Raw genomic sequence first — 24,237 nt, 5'->3', positions numbered from 1 at the left:
AAGCCGGGTCCTTGAATCCGCGCTCGCCCTGGCACTGGTGGAACGGTGTGCATCTGGCCACCGCGAGGCGCGTACTCGCATCGTGCGCTACCTGGAGCACCATCGGAACAGCGACCTCATGGACGCGACCGTAGCCGCCGCTGCCCTGGGCCGAGGTGCCGGGCAGCCGGCGTGTCGCCAGGCCTCGGAGGACATCGTCCGCCGGGTACCGGAATTCACCGGACCTCGCAAACGTGCTCTGGCCCACGCCATCTTCACCATGCTGGGCGCGGGTGCCGTCCATGACGACGCTGACGCCCGTGCCATCGATGCGAGCACGCTGCATCCTTGGGCTGCGGTGCAAGCCGTTGCCGTGAAGGCCATCCTGGGACGGGCGGCGGGCAGAGGCCCGGCGGGCCGGGACGACGTCACTGTGCTGGTTTCCACCCAGCGCCCCGGAACGGTGTGGGAGGGAAACCTCTTCATTCACCTGTCAGTCCTGCACGCCTTGGCGGACGTCCCCGGCATGGAGAGCCTGGTAGAGACCGGCCTGCGCACCGCTCTCATGCACCAGAGGGGGGACGGTGGTCTGCCTTTCGTAACGGACACCGACACGTGGAGCACCGTCGTCTCTGGCCTCGCTCTGAGCACCGTCGGCGCACCGCAGAAGGCGTTGCACCGCATCGCCCGGCACCTCGCGCACGTTCAGCACGCGAGCGGCGGCTGGTCCTACACCGACCAGGCCGAGCTCTCCGACACGGACTGCACCACCGTCGCGATCGAATTCCTGCACCAGCTGGACGCGATCACCTACCGCGATCCGATTCAACGCGGGCTGGAAGCCCTGATCGCGGTTCGCGGCACCGACGGCGGATTCCCTACCTATGGATCAGGCACGCCCTCCGAAGCCTGCATGACGGCCGCCGCGATCAACGCGCTCCATGTCCAAGGGCGCCACCATCACCTCATCCAGCCTGCTCTGCGTTTCCTCGCCGACAGCCAGATGCCTGACGGCTCCTTTCCCCCCGGCTGGAGCAGCAGTCGCCTGCACACCCTCTTCAGGGCGTACCTCGCCGCTGGCCCCCACCACCCGATGAGCGGTCGGATCACCGAGCTGCTGCGCACCACACAGAACGCGGACGGCGGCTTCGGACAGCAGAACCGGTCTCCGAGCGATGCCATCAGCACCGCCTACGCCCTGATCGTTCTGGCCGGGCAGCTCGACCCTGCTCCCGCTGCGCGCGCCGCTGGCTACCTGCTCGCTCAGCAGCGTTCCGACGGCAGCATCCACTCCGTTCCCGACATGCTCGGCCCGCGCCCCTTCCCGTATCACGTTCCGGTGTTGACCGACGCGTTCGCTCTGCTCGCCCTGGGTCACCTCACCCACCGCATCCGGCCATCACGCGTCGTCTTGCCGGCCCGTCGGCACAGCAGTGCGCAAAGCGCCGAAAGGACCACCCCATGAACCCCTTCCGCTCCAAGCCGGCTCCCGCTTCCCTGACTGGGCGCGTATGCCTGATCACGGGAGGTGCAGCGGGCATCGGCTGGGCCCTGACCTGTGCCTTGGCCGCGGTCGGGGCCCATGTGCACGTGTGCGACAACTCCCAGGCGAGCCTCGAGCGAGCTGCTGCCGACGTCATCCAGCTGCCTGGGGCGCCATCCGTCCAGTTCGCGCATGTCGACGTGACCGATCGTCCCGCCCTGGAGGAGTGGATCGCCAAGGTTCATGCCGAGCGCGGACGCGTCGACGTCCTGGTGCACAACGCCGCCTACATCCGCTGGTCGGACGTTGAAGAGATGGCTGTCGAGCAGGCCCAGTTGTCCATGCGCACCTCCTACGATGCCCTGGTCTGCTCCGTCGCAGCGGTGCTGCCGCTGATGCGGGCGGGCGGCGGTGGACAGATCGTGGCGATGGGCTCGGCCGCAGGGCGGATCTTCGTCAAAGGGCCCTCGGCGGCCTACGCCGCGGCGAAGGCCGCTGTCGAGGCGTACACCGAGATGCTGCGCATCGAACTGGCCGGCTCCGGTATCGGCGTGACTCTGGTACGCCCGGCCACCGTCGTAGGCACCGACTTCTTCAAGGTCCACGTCCGCTCGGCCCGCATGCCGAGGGTCGCCGACTTCCTGCCGCCCACCACACCGGAGAAGGTCGCAGCTGCGACCGTTCAGGCCATCAGCAGCCGTCGGCAAACCGTTGACATTCCCGGCTATCTGCCCTCGTTCTACCGTGCCTACGCCATGGCTCCCGAGCTCACCCGCAAGGCCGCCGCAACCGGAGGCAGCGCCCGGCGCGACTATGCCGCCGGGCGCCCTGCAGCCGCCACACCGGCGAAGATCGAGCCCTTTCAAACCAGCCGCACACATCAGGACGGGCTCATCGCCCGAGCCTTGAAGAAAGCGGGAGGAAACGCTCGCTTCGTGCGCATCATGTCCCACATCGCGCCAGGCGTCGACCGGGCAGCTCATCGTCTCAGCGGGGGCCGAATGCTGCTCATGCCCGCCACGCTGCCCTCACTGATGCTCACCACCATCGGCCGCCGCAGCGGCCTGCCCCGCCAGACACCTCTGCTGTGCCACCCCGAAGCAGACGGAAGCTTTCTCGTCGTCGACACCAACTTCGGCCGCCCCCCGAGCCCCGCCTGGTCCCACAACCTGATCGCCACACCCAGCGCAAGCGTGATCCGCCGCGGACGCACGCTGCCGGTGACCGCCGCCCTCCTGGAGGGCGACGAGCGGGCCGCCGCCTGGGACCACCTCGTCGAAGTCTGGCCGGCCTACGTCTCCTTCGCTCACCGCTCCGGGCGCCGCTTGCGGATCTTCCGGCTCACGCCGGCCTGAGCCCTGCCTCCCCACCGAGCCCACCACAGCGGAGAACACCGTGACCGTCCCCCTTCGTCCCACCCCCATGGACCTGACCATGCACGACATGGCCCAGGCCCACCCCTCGGTCTCCCAGACCATCGGAGTGATCCTCCACCTGGAAGGAACCGCTCCCGCCCTCAGAGAACTCCGCGCTCACGTCGGCTGCCACCTGAAATCCGAACCGCGCCTGACGCACTTCCTCCGCGGCCCCGGACTCAAAGCCCGCTGGCACCACGACCCAGCCCCCGACCTGCAGCACCGCGTTCACGAACAGCGCATCCCCTCAGGCGACCAGCACCTCGAGACGGCTCTGGCCGGCCTCGTCGCGCACCCCTTGCCCGACACGGGCCCCCTGTGGGACATCTGGCTGCTGACCGGATACGCCCCGGGGCGTTATGCCATCTGCCTGCGCGCACACCACAGCACCCAGGACGGCATGGGCCTGATCGGTACCGTGACCGCTCTGTTCGGCACCGCGCCCGCGCCCACCGTGCAGCCCGCGCCCCGGGCAGGAGCCGGAGCCTACCTGGGCACCGTGCGCAGCATGCTTGCCGCAAGCGCCACCAACAACGTCTGGAACGACACGGCACTGCCCCTTACCGGCCACCGTGACATCAGCTGGGCGCATGTCCCCACGCAGCGACTGCGGCAGGCCGCCACCGCCCGCGGCGGCGACACGAACGACGCCTTCCTGACCACCCTCAGCGGAGCCCTGCGCACCTGGACATCACAATCCTGGCCCCGCGGCGCCGACAAGTCCCTGCCGGCTATCACCATGGTCAACCTGCGCCGGGGCGAGGAGCACGACCTGCCGGGGAACTACTGCACCTTCGCACCCGTGCCCCTTCCCTGTCACGAGCCGACGGTTGAAGGCCGCCTCGACCAGGTCATCACCTCCACCCGCGCGGCCAAGGCCCCGAGCCGTCACAAAGCCATGCGCTCTGTGATGGACCTCGTCCCCGCACGCGCCTTCCAGGTTCTGGCGACCCGGCTGACCACGCCCGATCGGGCCACCATCACCACGTCCTACCTCGCCATCCACCGGCCACTGCGCTACAAGCAAGACCCAGTCATCCGCCTCCAGCCCTTCAACTGGCTCCCGCGGCACCAGCCAGCATCGATCGTGGCCTGCAGCTACAACGGAATCACCAGCGTCTGCTTCGTCACCGATGCCGCTCTTCCCGGGCTGAATCGGCTGCCCAGGCTGTTCCACGACGAGGTAAACGCACTGCCCCAATTCCACAGCAAGCCACAGGTGCCGGGTCAGCCACCCCACACCGGCGCAACGCTTCCAACGCCCGCCACTGACCGAGGTACTGCCCCTGTCATCGATTTCGCGCTCATCAAAAACATCCTGGTCCAAAGGGGAGATCTGCCAGCCGCGCCGATCACTCCTGCGGCCACGCAGGCACAGGCGGGCATCGACTCCCTCGCCGTTGCCCTGCTGTCCATGAATCTCGAAGAACGCTTGGGCATCGTGATCACCGAACACGAACTGGTGAAGGCGCCCACCGTCGCACACCTGGTCGACCTGGTGGCTCAACGGGCAGCATCGGCCTCCCGCCGCAAGAACCCGGAAGAGCCAGGCCTCTGCCCGCAGACAGACTGACCGAAGGCCGTACCAAGGACGCAGTCGCACTCCAGCCCCTCGCCGCAAGCTCCGGTCCCCCGGCCGGCACCAGCGCCGGCCCACCCGGCGGCAACGCGATACGACGAGCGCCCCGGCCGGTGGGAATCCCGACGGCATACCTCTGCCGACGGTGACGCCAGCACAGGGAAGAAGAACCGTTGATCTTTGCACGAAAAGCCGCGACACCGTTGCCGACGCCTGCCGCGCGATTGATCGGCCTGGGGTCCTACCTGCCCCCGCAGAAGGTAAGCAACGCCGACCTCGTATCCCGCCTGGACACGACAGACGAATGGATCCGCACCCGCATCGGTATTGCCGAGCGACGCATCACCGATCCGGCGACGGCCACCAGTGACCTGGCGGTAGAAGCAGGTCTCCGGGCGATGAAATCGGCGAAGACCGAACACGTCGACGCCGTCATCCTGGCCACCGCCACTCCAGACCATCATGTGCCCGGCACCGCGCCCCTGGTAGCCCACCAACTCGGCCTGCGCCAAGTCCCCGCCTTCGATCTCGGCGCCGGCTGTTCGGGGTTCGTCTACGCAATGACCGTTGCGGCGGGACTCATCCAAGCCCGAACTGCCGGCACCGTGCTGGTCATCGGAGCGGAGAAGATGTCGGCCGTCATCGACCCAGCCGACCGATCCACCGCGCCGATCTTCGGAGACGGAGCGGGAGCAATCGTGCTCACAGCCGGACACGCCCACGAACCAGGAACCCTCAAAGCAGCCGCATGGGGCAGCGACGGCGAGCACGCAGACGCCATCTGCATCCCCGACGGGGGCTCCCGCCACCCCTCACACCCAAGCGACGACATGAAAAGGCCGTACGTGCGTATGAAAGGAAACGAGGTATTCCGTCACGCGGTGCGCCGCATCACTCAGGTGACTCAAGAGTCGGCCGCCGCAGCAGGATGGGCCATCCAGGACATCGACAGACTGATCGTCCACCAAGCGAACGCACGCATCAGCGCAGCCGTGGCCAACACCCTGAGCATCCCGACAGAGCGCGTACCGTCCAACATCACCCACGTCGGCAACACCTCCGCAGCATCCATCCCCCTGCTGCTGAGCCACTCAGCCATCAACGGGCAGCTCAAAGCCAGGCAACGAGTCGTCGTGACCTCTTTCGGCGCAGGCTTCACCTGGGCGGCTACAACTCTGCTGTGGCCCACCGACCTCCAACCTCTCGCCTGAGCGCCTACTGATCATGGGTGCAGGCGTCCTCGCTCTGCTAGCGTCGTCAGCCAGGCGGCAACACCTGCAAACTGTCCGCAGAAGCTGTGCGGACCGTCGTGATGTTCGGCGAGGGGGACGAGCATGTCCTCGTGGACGCCGACCTTGCGGTAGGCGGGTCCGATCGTCGATAAGCTTGTTCTCGTCCGCGGCCTGTCTGGCCGCGGCTCCATCGCAGGCGCGTGGTCGTATTCATCCAGCCCTCGCGGTACGCACTGTCAGCGTCCCGCGCGGGGATGGTCCCGGGCCCAGCTGACCGACCTCGATGGCCAGCGCTCCTTGGCCATGCGGAGATGATCCCGGTTCGTTGACCCCGTCTTCCGCGCACTTGACTGGCGGTGACACTCAAGATCCGGACCATTCGCGGGCCAACACCGCCTCTCGGGCCTCAACATCTGCCGTTTCCGCTGTTCAACGAGGTGTTGAGTCCGTACCACCAGCAGACGAAGAACCTGCTGGGAGGGACCGAGGGACGGGACCTCGCCATGTGCCGCTACCCGCAGGAGGACACACAGGCAGGTATGCGCCCTCACCGATGAGGCGCCCCAGTTCGGCGATACCTGTCGCCACAGCGGTGCCAGCCACCTACCGAGGCTCGCCCGATATGGCCCACACGCCGGATTTTGACGCAGCGTAGTCAGCACCAAGTCAGCACGGGAGAGGTGAGAACGGGTGATGACATGGGCTTTCAGTCAGCACCAAACCAGCACGGGAGTCAGCACCCCACCTCCCAAACATGCCCGAACAGCGCAACTCGGACAGCGCTCTCGCGGGCTCGATCGGGGCTCTCGTAGAGGCTCCGGCGACGCCCTCATGGTGGTCCGCGCCTACGTCCACGCCGCGACCGATGCCCCTTCAACGGACTGGGTGGTCCGGCTCTGCGACGTCGACTCCCAGGGCGTGTCCCTCAACGTCGTCGACGGAATCGCACGGGTGAAGACCACACCCGGTGAATTCGCCGAACACGTCGTCGACCTGTGGTCGACCAGCTATGTCTTCCGTGCCGGTCACCGTCTGCGCGTCCACGTCACCTCCAGCAACTTCCCACGCTGGGACCGCAACCTCAGCACCGGCGCGTCCCCTGACAGCGGAACGGACTTCCACCCGGCACGCCAGGAGATCGCGCACGACGCGGCACGGCCCTCACGCATCGTTCTCCCCGTCGTCCGGCCTTGACGCTCTCCCCGTGAAGGAAGGGGGGATGCACAGATCACCGCGTTCTGGCCGCCGAATACTCGGAGAACGAGCAGATCAGGCGACAGTCACATGATCGGCCGGGCTGGCTCGTTCTACGGTCCGTGCGGGCGGTCGCGTGATCACCGACTGGTGATCGACCGGATACGGAAGTACTCGAGCTGCCGGACGGCCCTGCGGCGATTCCCGCTTGCCGCAGGGCCGCCCGCCGCGCGCAGGTAAGCTGTGCAGAAGCCGCCCCGGCGCGTGTCTCCCGTTGTGGACGCGGTGCGGCAAGGATGACGGGCTATGACGATCGTGTTCCGGGTCCCTGCCGGCGGTGCGGAGCGGGTGGGGTTCGCCTACTCGCCGACGATGGAAGCCGTACTGAGTCTCCATGTGCTGGTGGAGCCCAAGCACCACCCCGTCCAGCACGGCTGGGTGCGTGCGATGCGCAAGCTGTCCCCGGCGCTGAAGCGGGAGATCGAGGCGTTCTCATACGCGGTGCGCTCGTACTTCCCCGAGTTCCTCTTTCCGCAGCCGACCGGCCGACTGGCGGACTTCGAAGACGAACTGGCCGGCCTGCGCGGGGCGGATCCGGAACTGGTCCGCCTGGAGTTCGCCGTCCCCCTGCTCACGCCCTGGCCGGGCGGCGGCAGGGGCAGAGATCTGCAGGTGCTGCACGAACCGGAAGTACGCCGCCTGCTGCGCGAGCGCCTCGCACGGGAAAGCGACGAAGCCATGGCCACGATGCTCCTCGACGACCCCCGCGCGCTGCTCGAACGGTTCCTGAGCATGCTGGAGCGCTACTGGCGGGAGGCCTTCGAGGAAGAATGGGCACGGCTGGAACCCGAACTCGCCGCCGGCGTCAGTGAGGCCGGACGCCAGATCGAGGAACGCGGCCTCTACGGGATGCTGCGCGGGCTGTGGCCCGAAGTGCGCAGCGATCCGCGCGCCGAACGCTTCTGGCTGGAGCGACCGCACGACCACGAGGTCACCATCAGCCCGGACAACACCCTCGTCCTCGCCCCCAGCGCCTACGTGTGGCCGCACGTACGCGTCAACTGCGACGGCCCGTGGCCCCTCGGGCTCGTCTTCCCCCTCTCCTCGATCGTCCGGGAAGCCCGCCCGAGAATTCCTCCCACCCAGCTCGTCGGCACGTTGCGGGCGCTCGCCGACGACACCCGGCTGCGCGCCCTGCGACTGCTGGCCGAACGCCCGCGCAGCACCCAGGAGTTGGCCCCGCTCGTCGGCGTCAGCGAGGCCGCCCTGTCCAAGCACCTGCGGGTGCTGGCGGACACGGGCCTGCTGGAGCGCCGCCGCGAGGGCTACTACGTCCTGTACCGGCTCGCGCCCGGACAAGTGGCGGGCCTGACCCCCAGCCTGGAAAGCTTCCTGCACGGCGACGGCGAGGCGACTGATTAGCCATCTGCCTAATAAGTGGATCAGACCTCCGACGGGATCCGACAGTGGCCGCATGTCACTGCTGAAGGACCGCAACTTCCTGCTTCTCTTCGCCGGCCAGGGCATCTCACGCTTCGGCGACGGCCTGTACACCGCCGCGACCGCGTGGCTGGCGTGGTCTCTGACGAAGGACCCCACCGCCGTCGCCGTGGTGAGCGTCTCTGCGTTCGCGCCCGCGTTCGTGGCCACCTTCGTCGCTGCCTCGTACGCCGACCGCTGCGACCGCCGGAAGCTGATGATCGCCACCGACCTGGCCCGGCTCGCCGTGGTGGCCGTGGCTTCGGTCCTGCTCTCCCTCGACCTGCTGAACCTGCCCCTGCTCGTGGCGACCACGGCGTTGCTGGCGCTGATCGGCGCCCCGTTCGCCCCGGCCCGCAACGCCATCGTTCCCCAGATCGTGCCGGACGACCGCCTCCAGCAGGCCAACGGGCTGCTGCAAGTCGCCTTCCGGGCCGCCTTCTTCGTCGGACCGCTCATGCTCGCGCCGCTGCTGGCCTTCGGCTCGCTGCAGTCGGCGCTGGTGGTCAACGGACTGACCTTCCTGGGCTCGGCGGCCGCCGTGGCCGCCATCCGTGTGACCCGCCCCGCCCCCAGCAGCGCACAGACGGGACTGTGGTCCGATCTCGGAGCCGGGCTCAGGGCGGTGCGGGCCGCCCCCGACGTCCTCGTGGCCATCGTGACCTTCGTGCTCGCCCTCGCCCTGACCAACGGATTCCTGACCGTCGGGCTGGTCGCCGTCGTGGGACAGGGCGGCCAGTACGGCCTGCTGCTCGGGGTCGCCGGGGTCGCCGAAGTGGTGGGCGCCCTGCTCCTGGCCGGCCTGCGCATCCGCAGACTCGCACTGGCCGCGGTCCTGGCGTGGGCCCTGCTCGGGATCTTCCGGGCCCCGCTGGGAACGGTCACCTCCCATGCAGTGGCGGCGGTTCTGCTCACCGCCACGGGGCTGGCCTCAGCCCTCACGGACATCCCCCTGATCGCACTGGTGCAGCAGCGCATACCCAGCCACCATCTGGCGAAGGCGCTCGGCCTGTGGGAGGCAGGGGTGGCAGGAGCCCTGGCGATCTCCCCCTTTGTCGCCTCGACCACCATCACCCTCGCCGGAGCCGCGAACGCCTTCCTGCTCTCGGGAGCCGCCGTTGTCGTCCTGGCCGTGACCGCCGCGCTCACCCTCGCATGCGCCGGCGCACGGCAGCCCGGTCAGGAGCCCCTCGTCACGGCAAGCGTTGCGGGGCCGGAAGAGACAGCGGTGAGCACGGCCAAGCCGGAGTGACTGCGCGGATCAGCTCAGGACGCTGAGGACCGGCCGCCAGTGGCGCGAGGCACTGTCCACGGCGCTAGCTACTTGGCCCTGAAAAAGGGTTTGGGCTGGTGAGGAGACCGGTGCTGCGGGAAGGCTCTGCGCCGCTGGCCTGTCGGCGGCACGTGCCTCACCGGCTGAGGACGGTCATTCGCTGGAGGTTGTAGGCGAAGATCCCCAGTCCGGCCCAGGTCTGGGCGCCGGCCGGGCGACGCAGGCGTGTTCGACGGAAACCGAAGCTGCGCTTGAGGTGATTGATTCGGGCCTCGACGCCGACCCTCCAGTTGCGCATCCGCCGGAATCGGCGGCTCTGCTCGTACTCGCGCCGTGCCTTTCCAGGTTTCCCTGCGCGTTGCAGGCCGATTCGCTGGACGCCGAGTTCGGCCAGGGCGAGATCGTTGGCCGCGGTGCCGAAGCCGCGGTCGGCGACGACCGTGCCCGGCGGGCGGCCGGTCAGTAAGAGGTCGTTTCCAGCTATTTTGCGTCGCTTCATGCGCCATAGATGAGTACTCGCGCCTAGCACGTGTCGGGTTTCTGCGCAGGCCGGCTGCTATCAACGCTTCTTAGAGCGAGACAGGTTTCATGGGATGAGACGGTCAATATGGACTTCCCATGGACCCCGCCAATCGCGCCAGCCCATAAATCCTCCCAAAGGCCGCTCCGTCGCAGGGACTTGTTGGGATGAAACACACTCAGCGGATGAAAACGACCTCTGAGGGCGTGTCCGGTTTTTGAGTCGAGGCGCTCTGGGATCTCGTGGCGATCGCCTACGGCCGGTGTCCCGGTGGGCTCGAACATGAGGATGGCGGCGCCGGACGAGCTTCGTCGGCTCCCCGACGGTGACCGGCTGATGCTGGGCGACCGCCATCCAGGATGCGCAGTGACCTGGTGACGCTCTTCACCTCCATCCGGGGCCTCGCATATGAGTGAACGGCTCGGTCCCCCTCTTGACTCCCTCCGGAGCCTCAATCAAGCGTGCTGTGCTGGAAATTGGCGCAACATTCCACAATACGGCACGGATGATCGGACCGGACATCGGGCCGACGCCGTGGAGGTGCGACATCCCCCGTCCGCGCGGCGATGGACAGCGGTAGTACCTGACTCGCCTACCGAGCCGCGCGATACAGCCGCTCTGTGCCCGGCCCACCTCCCGGTCGGGCACAGAGCGGTGACGGCCGGGTATACACACGAGTCGGCCCCCCAGCTGGTGCGTGAGGGGCCGATTTCGTCGTGCGGCTCTTGAGTGCTTCCGTCTGGCGTTCAGTCGCGTCGGCGGCCCGTGATCTCCGCAGCCGTCTCGGCGACCATGCGGCTCCACTCGGGCAGTCGTTCGGCGTCGAAGCGGGAATCCGGCAGGGAGACGGCGACGGAGGCGAGCGGGGCGCCGTCCTCGTCCAGAACGGGTGCGGCGATGGCACAGACACCGGGCCGGTGCTGGTTGCGGTTGACCGCGTAACCGTCGGTGCGGATCCGGTCCAGTTCGGCGCGCAGTTCGTCGGGATCGGCGGGCGTGGTGTCCGTGAAGCGGTCGAGCCCCTGCGCGATGAGCTCCTCGACGTCCTGTTTCGGCAGATGGGCGAGAACCGCCCGCCCGACCGCGGTGGCGTGCAGGGGTGAGGTGTCGCCGATGGTGTGGAACGTGCGTACGGGATGGTCGCAGTCGACGCGGTCCACCACGACCATGCAGTGAAGGGCGTCCGGCACCGACAGGTGGATCGTCTCGTTCAGGGCGTCGCGCAGGCGGACCATCGGCTCATGGGCGGCGGTGAGCAGGCTGGAACCCTGCAGCGCGGCGGGCCGCACGGCGAGAACGCGGGCGCCGATCTCCCATCGGGTCGTGTCTCTGCGGTTGGCCCGCAGCCAGCCGGCCTCGGCCAGGGTGACCAGGGTGCGCTGCACCGTCGACTTCGGAAGGCCGAAGAGCTTCGTCAGCTCCCCGACGGTGACCGGCTGATGCTGGGCGACCGCCTCCAGGATGCGCAGCGACCTGGTGACGCTCTTCATCTCCATCCGTTTTCCCCCTGTTGATCCTCTGAAATTGCGTTGGACACCCTCTTGACTCCCCTCGGAGCCGCCTGTCATTCTCTGTGCCAGATCATAGCACAGCATTCCACAATGTGGCACGGCTTAAATTCCGAGGGTTGAGGGGATCCCCGAACCCGGACGGATACAAGCGATCAGGGCCTCCAGGGCCCGACCCCTGCAAGCCGCTGCAAATCGACCATCTTCACGCTTGGGGCCCAGCATCGGGCCCGGCGGTACGAAAGGAAAGCCCTGTGTCAGCAGCCAGGAAGCGCGTCGCCGTCGTCGGAGTCGGAACAGTGGGCAGCCAGGCCGCCTGGCGGCTCGCGTCCCGGGGCGCCGAGGTCGTCGGCTACGACCGCTTCGCCCCTGGCCACGACCGCAGCGCCGCAGGCGGCGAGTCCCGTATCTTCCGCAGCGCTCACTTCGAGGACTCCCGGTGGGTTCCGCTGCTCCGGCACGCCGACGTCCTCTGGGAGCAGCTCCAGCAGGAAACCGGCCGCGAACTGCGCACCCTCACCGGATGCCTTCTCATGGGGTCCACCGAGGAGCAGCAGATGGCCACCGTCCTCGAGTCCATCGCCGAGCATGGCCTCGACCACGAGGTGCTCGATGCCGAGGCCATGGCCAAACGTTTCCCCCAATACCGGGTCGAAGACGGTGATGCCGTCGTGCTCGACCGCCGGGCCGGTGTCATCCGTCCCGAGCTGACCGTGCAGACCGCCGCCCGCCGCGCGGAGGAGCTGGGTGCCACGATCCACCGCTACACGACGGTGCGGGAGATCACGCCGGTGAACGGCGGGGTGGAGATACACACCGACTCCGGAAGCGAGCACTTCGACGCGGTCGTCGTCACCGTCGGCCCGTGGGTCAACGACCTGCTCCCCGGCCTGCCGTGGGACGTGCAGATCCGCCGCTTGATCAGCGCCTGGTTCGTCCCCACCACCGACGCCTGGTTCGGCGAGGAGCGTCCCGCTTTCATCCGCACCACCCCCACCCACTGCTACGGCCTGCCCTCCCCGGACGGCATCTCCGTCAAGCTCGGGCTCAGCAAGGACCTGCACCGCCCGGCCGACGATCCCAACGCCCTGGACCGCACCGTCCAGCCGGAGGAGCTGGAGATCTACGCCGAGCTGATCCGCCGCCACATACCGGACCTGCACCCGGACCCGACCCGCGTGTCCGTCTTCATGGAGGGCTACACGGACAGCACCCGCCCGCTGGTCGGTCCACTGCCCGGGGCCGGCAACGAGAACGTGATCCTGCTCGCCGGCTTCTCCGGCCACGGCTTCAAGCTCTCCCCGGCCTTCGGTGACATCGCCGCTGACCTGGCGCTGGAGGGCTCCTCCTCCCAGCCCATCGACTTCCTGTCGACCGTCGGGCGCACCGAGGCCTGAACCACACCCGGCCACCACCGGTACACGCACAGAGAGAACCACATGGCCACCAGAAAACGCGTCGCTGTCGTCGGGACCGGAACCATGGGCAGTCAGGCCGCCTGGCGGCTGGCGGCCCGGGGCGCCGAGGTCGTCGCCTACGACCGCTTCGCCCCCGGTCACGACCGCAGCGCCGCAGGCGGTGAGACCCGGGTCTTCCGCAGCGTGCAGACCCACGACGGCCGCTACGTACCACTCGTACGGCATGCCGACGCCCTCTGGCAGCAGTTGCAGGCGGAGACCGGGCGGGAACTGCGCCGCCTGACCGGAGCCCTGGTCATGGGGCCGGCCGACGACCCCGAGATGCGTACCGTCATGGACGGCATCGCCGAGCACGGCCTCGACCACGAGGTGATCGACACCGAGGCGATGGCCAAGCGTTTCCCGCAGTTCCGTGTCGACGACGGTGACCTGGTGATCCTCGACTCCCACGCGGGCTTCGTCCGCCCCGAGCTGACGGTCCAGACAGCGGCCCGGCGCGCAGAGGAGCTCGGTGCCAGGATCCGCCGCTACACCCCGGTGCGGGAAGTCACCCCCGTCGCCGGGGGAGGCGTGGAGATCCGCACCGACACCGACACGGAGCGCTTCGACGCCGCGGTCGTCACCCCCGGCCCGTGGGTCGGCGACCTGCTGCCCGACCTGCCCTGGACGGTGAGCATCCACCGCGCGATCAGCGCCTGGTTCCTGCCCCACCAGGACCCCCCGGCGGACGCCGAGCGTCCCGCCTTCATCCGCTGCGGCGACTTCCCCTTCTACGGCATCCCGTCCCCGGACGGCCTGACTGTCAAGCTCGGTCTGCCTCAGGCCCACCACAAGCCCGTGGACGACCCGAACCGGCTGAACCGGACCGTCGCACCGGAGGAACTGCAGGCCTTCACCACTGCGGTGCGACGCCACCTGCCCGGCCTGAACCCCGACCCGGTACGGCTGTCCGTCTTCATGGAGGGCTACACCGGCAGCACCCGCCCGCTGGTCGGCCCCCTGCCGGGCTGCGACGACATCGTCCTGCTGGCCGGCTTCTCCGGCCAGGGCTTCAAGATCTCACCCGCCATGGGCGACATCGCCGCGGACCTCGCCCTGGAGGGCCGCACCTACCAACCGATCGACTTCATCACCACAAACGGCCGCATCGCGGCCTGAGTTCGAACGAGGTAAGACATGACCCTGACCATCGGCTCGCTGCGGGCCGAGCCCGGCCAGAAGACTCGCGGGAGCCTGTCCGCCGACCTGGGCACCACCACCGTGGAGATCCCGCTGGTCCTCGTCAACGGTTCCCGGCCCGGCCCGAGGGCGGTGATCACCAGTGGCGTCCACGGCGGTGAGTTCATCGGCGTCGACGCCGCCACCCGGCTGTCCGGTCTGTTGGAACCGGACGACATCGCCGGCCAGGTGGTGATCTGCCCCGTGGCCAACCCCCCGGCCGTATACGGGGGCAGGCTCAACAGCTCCCCGCTGGACGGCGTGAACATCAACCGGGTCTTTCCCGGTGACAAGGACGGTGGGCCCACCGAGCGGTTGGCGTCCTGGCTGTTCGAGAACCTGATCGACGGCGCCGACGCCTACGTGGACCTGCACAGCGGCGGCATCGACCAGCATCTGCTCGACTTCGCGGCCTACCGGCTGACCTCCGATACCGAGCTGGACGCGAAAAACAGGGCGATGGCCCACGCGGTCGGTTACGAGCGGGTCATCGTCCGCCCCCTCCCTGACGGAGGGAACAGCCATGCCGCGGCGAACCGGCTGGGTGTGCCCGCCATTCTCGTGGAGACGGGGCAGCTCGGCGACCGCGACCCCGCCACCGTGCGCAGGCTGCTCGATGCCCTGTACCGCCTCCTGCACCACCTCGGCGTCGTCGAGGCGTCGGAGCGCGTCAAGCCGGCGACCGTGCAGCCACGCGAGTGGCTTCGCACGGGTGACGTCTCCTCCGAGGTCACCGGCCTGTGGTACCCCGACGCGATCACCGGGGACGAGGTGACCGAGGGACAGACCATCGGCCGCATCATCGACCCGGTCGACGGCACCGAGCACAAGGTCACCGCAACCGCCACCGGAAAGATCATCTACGGCATGAACGGGCTCACCGTCCGCCCCGGCACGGAGCTGGCCACCATCGCCGCCCCGCACGACTGACGGGCGACATGCCCGCCCACTGATTCCACCCCTCTACCCCACCGGGCCGGCCCCCTTGCAACTACCTCCAGGAGCTTGCCATGAGTGATCCCTAGATCGTCCGGTGAGCGCTTCTGTGCCAAGCAGGCGGCCTGACCGCCCCTGCCACTCTTCCCTCACTCGCCCCCTGCGGCACCGGCAGGGCAGCAACTCAAACGCCCCGCCTGATGTGTTCCCGATCGCCCCGGCCAGTTCGAAATAGCCCCCCATCCGGGATCTGAGCGGCTCCCAGCGCGCTTTCCCTTTTGTAAGGAGCAAACCCATGCGAATCAGAAGACACTTGAGCGTCCCGATCGTCACGACCGCCCTGGCCCTCGCGCTCGCCGCGTGCGGATCGAGCGGCACCGCGCAGAACGCGGGGGCGAAGAGCACGACGCAGGGCGGGGGATCCGGGTCGTCGGCCGAGCACACCGACGACATCTCGGTCGGTGTGAAGCCGGATGCGAAGGCGGTTGCGCTGCTGCCGGCGGCGGTGAAGTCCAGGGGCACGCTCTCGGTGGCCATGGACCTGAGCAGCCCGCCCACCTCGTTCATGGCGTCGGACAACAAGACCCCCATCGGGTTCAACCCGGACTTCTCCCGGCTGATCGCCGCGAAGCTCGGCCTGAAGCTGAAGGTCAACAACATCAAGTTCGACACCATCATCACCGGCCTCCAGGCCAACCGCTACGACTTCACCGCCTCCACCATGGGCGCCACCCGGGACCGGCTGAAGGTGCTCGACATGGTCGACTACTTCAAGGCCGGGACCGGGGTGTCCGTCCCTTACGGCAATCCGCAGAAGCTGACCACGCATACGCTGTGCGGGCACCGCGTCGCCGTCCAGTCCGGCAGCACCGCGGAGCTGCAGTGGCTGCCCCTGCGGTCCAAGGAGGACTGTACGAGCAAGGGCAAGCCGGCCATCAAGGCGGTGACCCTGCCCAGCGTGAACGACGCTCTCACTCAGCTGGCCTCCAAGCGGATCGACGCGGTGATGTACGACTTCACCGGGCTTCAGTGGGCGGCCACGCAGCAGCCCAAGACGTTCGAGGTCCTCAAGCCACTGGTGGCCACCAAGACCGTTACCGTCGCGCTGAAGAAGGACTCTCCGCTGACCCCCGCGGTGAAGGCCGCCATCCAGTCGATCATCGACAGTCCCAAGTACGCCGAGGCGCTGGGCCGCTGGGGCTTCAAGGACCTCGGGATCAAGACCGCGGCCATGGCCGTCCCGCAGGACTGACAGGCCGATGGACGTGATCGAGACGAAGACCAGGAGCCGACCGGTGCCCCAATTGCTGGCCGAAGAAAAGAAGCGGATCACGCCGAAACGTCCGCGCGACTATGTCGCCTGGGCTGTCGCGATCGCGATCGTCGCCGGACTGGTGTGGACCGCGGTGACGAACGAGAACTACCGCTGGCCGGTGGTGTTCAGCTACTTCACCACCGAGACCATCCTCAACGGCCTGCTGATCACGCTCCTTCTCACCGTGGCGAGCATGGCCCTGGGCACGCTGCTGGGGCTGGTGCTGGCGGTGATGCGCATGTCGCACCAGCGACCCGTCTCCGGGCTGGCCCAGCTCTACATCACCTTCTTCCGCGGCACCCCGGTGCTCGTGCAGCTGATCTTCTGGTTCAACATCGCGGCGCTGTACCCGAACATCTCCATCGGCATCCCGTTCACCGACATCTCCACACCGGTCAACGTGAACGCGATCATGACACCGATGACCGCGGCCGTGGTGGGGCTGACGCTGAACCAGGCCGCGTACATGTCGGAGATCATCCGCGGCGGGTTCGCGTCGGTCCCCCGGGGACAGCACGAGGCCGCGGAGTCGCTGGGCATGTCGGGGTTCACCAAGCTCCGGCACGTGATCATCCCGCAGACCATGCCGGCGGTCATTCCGGCCACCGGCAATCAGGTGATCGGCATGCTCAAGGAGACCTCGCTGGTGAGCGTGCTCGGCGTCGCCGACCTGCTGAACAGCGCACAGTCGATCTACGCCCGCAACTACCAGACCATTCCGCTGCTGATCGTGGCCAGCCTCTGGTACCTGATCATGACGCTGGTGCTGAGCGTGCCGCAATCCATGATCGAGCGCCGTTTCTCCCGCTCGACCAGGACGCGGCTGACCCCGGCCGCCACCTCGGCCGAGCCGGGGGCGGGCCAGCCCGTTCCCACCACGAGGGAGTCCCTGCTGTGAACGCCGACGGAACGATCGTCGCAAGCAAGCTGTGCAAGAGCTTCGGACGTCACCAGGTTCTGCGTGACATCGACCTGACCGTTGCGGCCGGGGAGATCTCGTGCATCATCGGGCCCAGCGGATCCGGGAAATCGACACTGCTGCGCTGTATCAACGGGCTGGAGACCGTCGACCGCGGTGTCCTGCGGGTGAACGGGGAGGACTTCGGCTACGTCGAGAAGGACGACGCCTACCACGCCGTCGGTCCCAAGCGGCTGGCCGAGCAGCGCGCCCGTATCGGCATGGTCTTCCAGCAGTTCAACCTGTTCCCCAACATGACCGCCGAGAGCAATGTCATGTCCGGACCGGTGTTGGTGAAGAAGAAGGACCGCGCGGCCAGCCGGGAGAAGGCGCGAGAACTGCTGGCCAAGGTCGGCCTCGACGGGTGCGGCCACAAGTACCCCGCCCAGCTCTCCGGCGGCCAGCAGCAACGCGTGGCCATCGCCCGGGCGCTGGCGATGGAACCCACCATCATGCTGTTCGACGAACCTACCAGCGCACTGGACCCCGAACGCGTGGGCGAAGTACTCGCCGTCATGCGTGACCTCGCCGGCAACGGAATGACCATGCTGCTCGTCACCCACGAGATGGGCTTCGCCCGCGAGGTCGCCGACGAAGTGCTCTTCATGGACGGCGGCATCGCGGTGGAACGCGGCGACGCCCGTGAAGTCCTGGGCAACCCGCGCGAGAAACGAACCCAGGCGTTCCTCGAAAGGGTCCTGTAGAAGCGGCACGGATTAGCGGTTTCGGTAGCGTCCCCAGCCCGGCGTTAGCTTCGCTGAGGGCCATCGCCTGGAAAGGCGTCGCTGCCGCTGCGTTGCGCCGTCTCCGCGCTGGTCCCAGGACCGCTGGTCATTCGCAGATCGTCACCGCGCTGTGGATCGTCGACCTGATCCCACGCCTGCTGCGTGAAGCCGGCCTGCTGGCCCTCGTCCATAACCGATCCCCGCCGCTGGTCAAGATCGCGCCCCCCACTGATCAGCGACCGCGCTCTGCTCGACCGTATCGCCGCGATCGTCGCCGGCACCCTCGCCGAGGCGTCCGCCCACATCTGATCCACTATTGGTAAGGAACCACATGTACTCCATCGGTCCGCTGACCATCTCCCCGGGCGAGCGCGCCCAGGGACTCATCCCCGTCGGCACCAACAGCTACGGAGTGGAGCTCGGCATTCCGCTGATCATCGTCAACGGCGCCCAGGACGGCCCGGTCCTCTGTGTGGACGCCGGCGTGCATGGCGACGAGTACGACGGCCAGGAGGCCATCCGGCGCGCCCTCGCGGAGATCGACCCTGTCACCCTGCGCGGCACCGTCGTCGGCATCCCCTGCATGAACACCCCCGCCTTCGAGGCCGCCGCCCGCGCCAGCGGCATCGACCACCTCAACCTCAACCGTATCTTCCCCGGCGACGCGGAGGGCTCGTACTCGCAGCGTCTGGCCGCCACCTTCGTCGAGCAGGTCGTCCCCGCCGTCGACGCCGTGGTCGACCTGCACACCGGCGGCGCCTACGGCGAGATCGCCCCGCTGGTCATCCTCCAGGGCGGCTACGAGGACCTGGCGACGGACCTGGCGCTCGCCGCCGGGCACGAACTGGTCTGGAAGGGCGGCAAGTGGGGCGGCACGGTCCGCCACCCCGTCCTCGCGGCCGGCAAGCCCGCCATCACCATCGAGTGCGGCGGCGCCACCTATCGCGAGACCAACGTCGAGCACCACATGCACTCGATCCGCAACATCCTGCGGAGCCTCGGCATGACCGACGGCGAGGCGGAGCTGCGGGACACCTACACCACCGTCTCCGGCACCTTCGCCCGCTCCGCGGCCGGCGGCTTCTTCGTCGCCCGTGCAGAGCCGGGGGAGACCTGCAAAGAAGGCGACCTGATCGCCACCATCACCGACCACTACGGCAACACGCTGGAAGAGGTGACCGCCCCGCAGGAGGGCATCGTGCTCTGGGTCCGCCGGATCCGCACGGTCCGTCCGGGCGACGAGGTCGTCATCTTCGGCGAGGTGCTGGGGGAGATCCGGCCGTGACCGCTGAACTTCAGCTGACCGAGCTACTCATCGACGGCAAGCAGGTCCCGGCCTCCGACGGCCGATCCTTCACGGTCCTCGACCCCTCCGACGGGACGGCCCTCGCCCAGGTGGCACTGGCCAGCGAGGCGGACGTGAACCAGGCGGTGGCTGCCGCACGCGCGGCGTTCACCTCCCCCGCGTGGGCCGGGATGCGCGCCGCCGACCGGGGCCGCATCCTCTACCGGATCGCCGAGGCCATCCGCTGCCAGGGAGAACGGCTGGCCCGCCTGGAGAGTCAGGACGTCGGTAAGCCCCTGCGCCAGGCCAAGGCCGATGTAGAGGCCGCCGCCCGCTACTTCGAGTTCTACGCGGGCATCGCCGACAAGCTCGGCGGCTCCACGATCCCGCTCGGGCCCGGCCTCATCGACTACACCGTCCGCGAGCCGATCGGTGTGTCCGGCCAGATCATCCCCTTCAACTATCCGCTGCAGAACACCGCGAGAGGTTCCGCTCCCGCCCTGGCGGCCGGCTGCACCGTGGTACTCAAGCCGTCGCCGGAGGCGCCGCTGACTCCGCTGGAGATCGGCAAGATCGCTCTGGAGTGCGGCCTTCCGCCGGGCGTCCTGAACGTCGTCCCCGGTGACGGCGAGACCGGTGCGGCCCTCGCCGGTCATCCGGACATCGACCAGGTCACCTTCACCGGCTCGGTGGCGACGGGCATCAAGGTCGCCCAGGCAGCCGCCGCCAACGTGGTCCCATCGGTCACGGAGTTGGGCGGCAAGTCCCCAGTCGTCGTCTTCGCCGACGCCGACTTCGACCTGGCCCTCGGCGCGGTCGCCGCCTCCACGTTCGGCAACGCCGGACAGACCTGCTCAGCCGGCACCCGGCTGCTGCTCCAGCGGGGCGCCGAGCAGTTCCTCGACAAGCTGGTCTCGCACGCCGCCTCAATGCGGATCGGCCCGGGGCTCACCGACCCGGACGTCGGCCCGCTGGTCGCCGCCCGGCAGCGCGACCGGGTGCTGGGCTACCTGGACCTGGCCCGCGAGGAGGGCGCCGTGGCACGCGCCGGTGGCCGTGCCCCGTCCGACCCGGCCCTGGCCGACGGCTACTACGTCGAGCCGACCGTCCTCACAGGCCTGACGAACGACGCCCGGTGCGCCCGCGAGGAGATCTTCGGCCCCGTCGTCACCGTCATCGAGTTCGACGACGTCGATGAGGCCCTGGACATCGCCAACGACAGCCCGTACGGCCTCGCGTCCTACGTCTGGACCCGTGACATCGACAAGGCGATGCGGCTGGCCGAGGGCATCCGTGCCGGTCAGGTATACGTCAACGCCACCGGCATCGGCACCGGCGTGGAGCTCCCCTTCGGCGGCTACAAGCACAGCGGCTGGGGCCGGGAGAAGGGCCTAGAAGGCCTGTCGAGCTACCTGCAGACGAAGAACGTCTGCATTGGGTTCGGTAACCGGTCATGAGATACCGCCCGCTCGGAGAGCGGGGCCCGACCGTGTCGGTGGTCGGCGTGGGCGGCAGCAACTTCGGCAGCCGCCTCGACAAGGACGGCACGAAGGCTGTCGTCCACGCCGCCCTCGACGCGGGCGTCACACTGTTCGACACCGCCGACGTGTACGGCGGGTTCGGTGAGGGCGGCGGCTTGCGCGGCGACGGCGAACGCCTCCTCGGCGCCGCCCTCAAGGGCCACCGTGACGACGTCGTCCTCGCCACGAAGTTCGGTATGCAGATGAGTACCGAGGCCGACCTGTACGGCCGGCGCGGTGCCGGTCCCTATATCCGGTACGCCGTCGAGGCTTCCCTGCGCCGCCTCGGCACCGACCGGATCGACCTGTACCAGTACCACGAGCCCGACGGCCTCACCCCGATTCAGGAGACGGTCGCCGCACTCGAGGAACTCGTGACTGAGGGCAAGATCCGGTACCTCGGGTGCTCGAACCTTCCGGCCGAGCAACTCACCGATGCTTTCGTATCGAGCCAGGGTCGCTACCACCTGCTCGACCGGAAGGCCGAGAACGACCTGATCCCTGCCTGCCTGCGCCACGGCGTGGGTCTCCTTCCGTACTATCCGCTGGCCAACGGCCTGCTCAGCGGCAAGTACCGGCGCGGCGAGGAGCCCCCGCCCGGCAGCCGGCTGTCCTGGCGACAGGGCTGGCTCACCGGCACCGCCCTCGACCGAGTCGAGGCCCTCACCTCGTATGCCATCGAGCGTGGCCTGACCCTCCTCCAAGTCGCTGTGGGCGCCCTGGCCGCGTGCCCCGCAGTCGCCTCCGTGATCTGCGGCGCCATGACTACGCAGCAGGTCACAGCCAACGCGGCGGCGGCCGACTGGGTCCCCGACGCGGCCGACCTGGCCGCACTCGACGCAATCGTCGCCCCCGGCGAGCGCATCGTCTGAAGCCCCAGCTCCCCGAATCCGCGAATCGAGGCTGCACCCCGTGCGAGAGATCGTCACCTTCGATGCCTACGGCACCCTGATCGACTTCCAGCTCGGCCCGACCACTCTGAAGATCCTTGCGGACTCCGGCCGGCTGGACCTGGACAACCTGGACGTCGACGAGTTCCTCGACGACTTCCGTGTCATGCGCTTCCAGGCCGTACTGGAGGCCTACCGCCCCTACCACGAGGTCCTGCATTCCAGCCTGCGCAACGCCATGCGCCTGCACGGCCTGGAGTACCGCACCTGCGACGGTGACGCCCTCGTCGAGGCCGTCCCCATCTTCGGCCCCTTTCCGGAGGTCCCGGGCGCCCTGCGACAGCTGAAGACCAAGTACGAGATCGCCATCATCTCCAATACCGACGACAACCTGATCGCACGCAGCGTCGAGAACATCGGTGTCGAGTTCGACCACGTCATCACCGCCCAGCAGGCAGGCGCCTACAAGCCCGACCGGCAGACCTTCGAGCACGCCTTCAGGGCCATCGGTATCGCGCCGTCCCAGGTCATCCACCACCGCCCAGGGCTGGGAGTACGACCTCATCCCCACCCGCGACCTCGGCCTCGAGCGCCGCGTGTGGATCAACCGCCACGGCCGCCCGGGCAGCGCCGACTACCGGCCCTACGACGAGCTGCCCGACCTGACGGGCCTGCCGAAGCTGCTCGGCTGCTGACCGCGGCGACACGACACCCACACAGGCGGTGAGGCTGCGGGGGCATATCCGCGAAGCGGTCATGGGGACACCGCCGCGGGCCCGATCGCGCAGTGATGCTGCCGCCCTTGCACCCATGCCTTAAGCGCTCCGAGAAGGAAGGCCCCCTCCCGCCATGACCGCCTCAGTCACCCGCAGCGAACACGACCTGCTCGGAGACCGGGACATCCCCGCCGACGCGTACTGGGGCATTCACACCCTGCGCGCCACCGAGAACTTCCCCATCACCGGCACCCCGATCTCCGCCTACCCGCACCTGATCGACGCCCTGGCCGCGGTCAAGGAGGCCGCCGCCCTCGCCAACGAGGAACTGGGCCTGCTGGAACCGCGAAAAGCGAGTGCGATCGTCGCGGCCTGCCAGGAGATCCGCGTCGGCAAACTGCACGACCAGTTCGTCGTCGACGTCATCCAGGGCGGCGCCGGCACCTCGACCAACATGAACGCCAACGAGGTCGTCGCCAACCGGGCCCTGGAACTCCTTGGCCACAGCAAGGGGCAATACCGGCATCTGCACCCCAACGAGGACGTCAACCTCGGTCAGTCGACCAACGACGTCTACCCGACCGCCGTGAAGATCGCGACCGTGTGCTCGGTGCACGGCCTGCTCAAGGCCATGGCCGCCCTTCAGGACGCCTTCGCGGCCAAGGCCGTGGAGTTCCGTGGCGTCCTGAAGATGGGCCGCACCCAGCTTCAGGACGCGGTGCCGATGACATTGGGGCAGGAGTTCTCGGCCTACGCCGTGATGCTCGACGAGGACCGCAGCCGCCTGGCCGAGGCAGTCGAGCTGATCCATGAGATCAACCTGGGCGCCACGGCGATCGGGACGGGCCTCAACGCCCCCGCCGGGTACGCCGAGTCAGCCCGTCGTCACCTCGCCGAGATCACCGGGCTGCCGTTGGTCACCGCCGCCAACCTGGTCGAAGCGACCCAGGACTGCGGCGCGTTCGTGCAGGTGTCCGGGGTACTCAAGCGCATCGCCGTCAAGCTGTCGAAGAGCTGCAACGACCTGCGGCTGCTGTCCTCCGGCCCGCGCGCCGGCCTCGGCGAGATCAACCTCCCTCCCGTACAGGCCGGTTCGTCGATCATGCCCGGCAAGGTCAACCCGGTGATCCCCGAGGTCGTCAACCAGGTCGCCTTCGAGGTCATCGGCAACGACGTGGCCATCACCATGGCCGCCGAGGCCGGACAGCTCCAGCTCAACGCCTTCGAGCCGATCATCCTCCACTCGTTGGCGGAGAGCATCACGCACCTTCGCAACGCCTGCCTGATCCTGGCCGAGCGGTGCGTGTCCGGCATCACCGCCAACACCGAGGCCCTGCGCGCGAGCGTCGAGAACTCCATCGGCCTGGTCACCGCCCTCAACCCGCACATCGGCTACACCACCGCCACCGACATCGCCAAGGAAGCCCTCGCCACCGGCAAGGGAGTCGCGGAACTCGTCCTGGAAAGAGGCCTGTTGTCCGCGGAGACGCTCGCGGACCTGCTGCAGCCCGAGACCGTCGCGGGCAGCGGCCAGGTACTGGCCTGAACAGACAGCTCACACTCGACGACAACCCCACCCTTGAAGCGGGACGAA

General features: G+C 68.4%; 19 protein-coding genes and 2 pseudogenes. 18 read left to right on the top strand and 3 right to left on the bottom strand.

The genetic code is table 11. The annotated features are described in order from the left end of the window. The first annotated feature begins 82 nt into the window (after positions 1–82). The 7 genes from ACZ7EG_RS28490 to ACZ7EG_RS28460 all read left to right on the top strand — a co-directional run bounded on the left by ACZ7EG_RS28490 (position 83) and on the right by ACZ7EG_RS28460 (position 9,613). The gene (locus ACZ7EG_RS28490) at positions 83–1,444 is read left to right on the top strand and encodes a prenyltransferase/squalene oxidase repeat-containing protein (protein ID WP_471084794.1); all 1,362 of its coding nucleotides are present in this window, start codon (positions 83–85) and stop codon (positions 1,442–1,444) included. Then, a complete protein-coding gene (locus tag ACZ7EG_RS28485) occupies positions 1,441–2,817 on the top strand; it encodes an SDR family NAD(P)-dependent oxidoreductase (protein WP_471084791.1) in 1,377 nt (458 codons plus the stop codon). Before ACZ7EG_RS28490 ends, ACZ7EG_RS28485 begins: the two co-directional genes overlap by 4 nt. 67 nt (positions 2,818–2,884) lie before the next feature. Then, positions 2,885–4,450 (top strand): wax ester/triacylglycerol synthase domain-containing protein, encoded by a 1,566-nt coding sequence (locus ACZ7EG_RS28480; RefSeq protein ID WP_471084788.1) that lies wholly within the window; start codon positions 2,885–2,887, stop codon positions 4,448–4,450. Positions 4,451–4,629: 179 nt separating this feature from the next. Continuing rightward, complete coding sequence (locus tag ACZ7EG_RS28475) at positions 4,630–5,667, top strand: beta-ketoacyl-ACP synthase III (RefSeq protein WP_471084785.1); 1,038 nt, start codon at positions 4,630–4,632, stop codon at positions 5,665–5,667. A gap of 852 nt (positions 5,668–6,519) precedes the next feature. Next, positions 6,520–6,882: a CocE/NonD family hydrolase gene (locus tag ACZ7EG_RS28470; protein WP_471084782.1), complete on the top strand. Its 363-nt coding sequence runs from the start codon at positions 6,520–6,522 to the stop codon at positions 6,880–6,882. A 306-nt stretch (positions 6,883–7,188) separates the two neighbouring features. After that, positions 7,189–8,304, top strand: coding sequence for an ArsR/SmtB family transcription factor (locus ACZ7EG_RS28465; RefSeq protein ID WP_471084779.1), 1,116 nt, complete (start codon positions 7,189–7,191; stop codon positions 8,302–8,304). Positions 8,305–8,356: 52 nt separating this feature from the next. Further along, entirely contained in the window at positions 8,357–9,613 is a 1,257-nt protein-coding gene (locus ACZ7EG_RS28460; protein ID WP_471084776.1) for an MFS transporter, read from the top strand. Positions 9,614–9,770: 157 nt separating this feature from the next. Here ACZ7EG_RS28460 and ACZ7EG_RS28455 read toward each other — a convergent pair. The 3 genes and pseudogenes from ACZ7EG_RS28455 to ACZ7EG_RS28445 all read right to left on the bottom strand — a co-directional run. After that, positions 9,771–10,097: pseudogene (locus tag ACZ7EG_RS28455) on the bottom strand (transposase); the annotation flags it as partial. 257 nt (positions 10,098–10,354) lie between these two features. Continuing rightward, a pseudogene (locus ACZ7EG_RS28450) lies at positions 10,355–10,459 on the bottom strand (cupin domain-containing protein); the annotation flags it as partial. 441 nt (positions 10,460–10,900) lie between these two features. Next, positions 10,901–11,644 (bottom strand): IclR family transcriptional regulator, encoded by a 744-nt coding sequence (locus tag ACZ7EG_RS28445; RefSeq protein WP_471084962.1) that lies wholly within the window; start codon positions 11,642–11,644, stop codon positions 10,901–10,903. 272 nt (positions 11,645–11,916) lie between these two features. On the opposite strand from ACZ7EG_RS28445, the gene solA (ACZ7EG_RS28440) reads away from it, so the two are divergent. From solA (ACZ7EG_RS28440) to aspA, 11 genes are all read left to right on the top strand, one after another. Beyond that, entirely contained in the window at positions 11,917–13,059 is a 1,143-nt protein-coding gene (gene solA / locus ACZ7EG_RS28440; RefSeq protein WP_471084772.1) for an N-methyl-L-tryptophan oxidase, read from the top strand. 42 nt (positions 13,060–13,101) lie between these two features. After that, positions 13,102–14,238 (top strand): N-methyl-L-tryptophan oxidase, encoded by a 1,137-nt coding sequence (solA, locus tag ACZ7EG_RS28435; protein WP_471084769.1) that lies wholly within the window; start codon positions 13,102–13,104, stop codon positions 14,236–14,238. 18 nt (positions 14,239–14,256) lie between these two features. Further along, complete coding sequence (locus ACZ7EG_RS28430; RefSeq protein ID WP_471084766.1) at positions 14,257–15,228, top strand: succinylglutamate desuccinylase/aspartoacylase family protein; 972 nt, start codon at positions 14,257–14,259, stop codon at positions 15,226–15,228. A 301-nt stretch (positions 15,229–15,529) separates the two neighbouring features. Beyond that, positions 15,530–16,486 carry an ABC transporter substrate-binding protein gene (locus tag ACZ7EG_RS28425; protein ID WP_471084763.1) on the top strand — a complete coding sequence of 319 codons (957 nt, stop codon included), beginning with the start codon at positions 15,530–15,532 and terminating at the stop codon, positions 16,484–16,486. A 7-nt stretch (positions 16,487–16,493) separates the two neighbouring features. Then, positions 16,494–17,447: an amino acid ABC transporter permease gene (locus ACZ7EG_RS28420; RefSeq protein WP_471084760.1), complete on the top strand. Its 954-nt coding sequence runs from the start codon at positions 16,494–16,496 to the stop codon at positions 17,445–17,447. Further along, a complete protein-coding gene (locus tag ACZ7EG_RS28415) occupies positions 17,444–18,211 on the top strand; it encodes an amino acid ABC transporter ATP-binding protein (protein WP_471084757.1) in 768 nt (255 codons plus the stop codon). The genes ACZ7EG_RS28420 and ACZ7EG_RS28415 overlap by 4 nt, the downstream gene beginning before the upstream one ends. A gap of 352 nt (positions 18,212–18,563) precedes the next feature. Next, a complete protein-coding gene (locus ACZ7EG_RS28410; RefSeq protein WP_471084754.1) occupies positions 18,564–19,517 on the top strand; it encodes a succinylglutamate desuccinylase/aspartoacylase family protein in 954 nt (317 codons plus the stop codon). Further along, positions 19,514–20,974: an aldehyde dehydrogenase family protein gene (locus ACZ7EG_RS28405; RefSeq protein ID WP_471084751.1), complete on the top strand. Its 1,461-nt coding sequence runs from the start codon at positions 19,514–19,516 to the stop codon at positions 20,972–20,974. The genes ACZ7EG_RS28410 and ACZ7EG_RS28405 overlap by 4 nt, the downstream gene beginning before the upstream one ends. Further along, the gene (locus ACZ7EG_RS28400; RefSeq protein ID WP_471084748.1) at positions 20,971–21,909 is read left to right on the top strand and encodes an aldo/keto reductase; all 939 of its coding nucleotides are present in this window, start codon (positions 20,971–20,973) and stop codon (positions 21,907–21,909) included. The genes ACZ7EG_RS28405 and ACZ7EG_RS28400 overlap by 4 nt, the downstream gene beginning before the upstream one ends. Positions 21,910–21,949: 40 nt before the next feature. Beyond that, positions 21,950–22,654: an HAD-IA family hydrolase gene (locus tag ACZ7EG_RS28395; RefSeq protein ID WP_471084745.1), complete on the top strand. Its 705-nt coding sequence runs from the start codon at positions 21,950–21,952 to the stop codon at positions 22,652–22,654. Between the two features lie 122 nt (positions 22,655–22,776). Further along, positions 22,777–24,189 carry an aspartate ammonia-lyase gene (gene aspA, locus ACZ7EG_RS28390; RefSeq protein ID WP_471084742.1) on the top strand — a complete coding sequence of 471 codons (1,413 nt, stop codon included), beginning with the start codon at positions 22,777–22,779 and terminating at the stop codon, positions 24,187–24,189. Positions 24,190–24,237: the final 48 nt, after the last annotated feature.

It is taken from the genome of Streptomyces sp. NPDC037100 (assembly GCF_055606225.1).
Note: the sequence above shows the minus strand (reverse complement) of the source record. Positions and strands in the feature narration are given on the sequence as shown.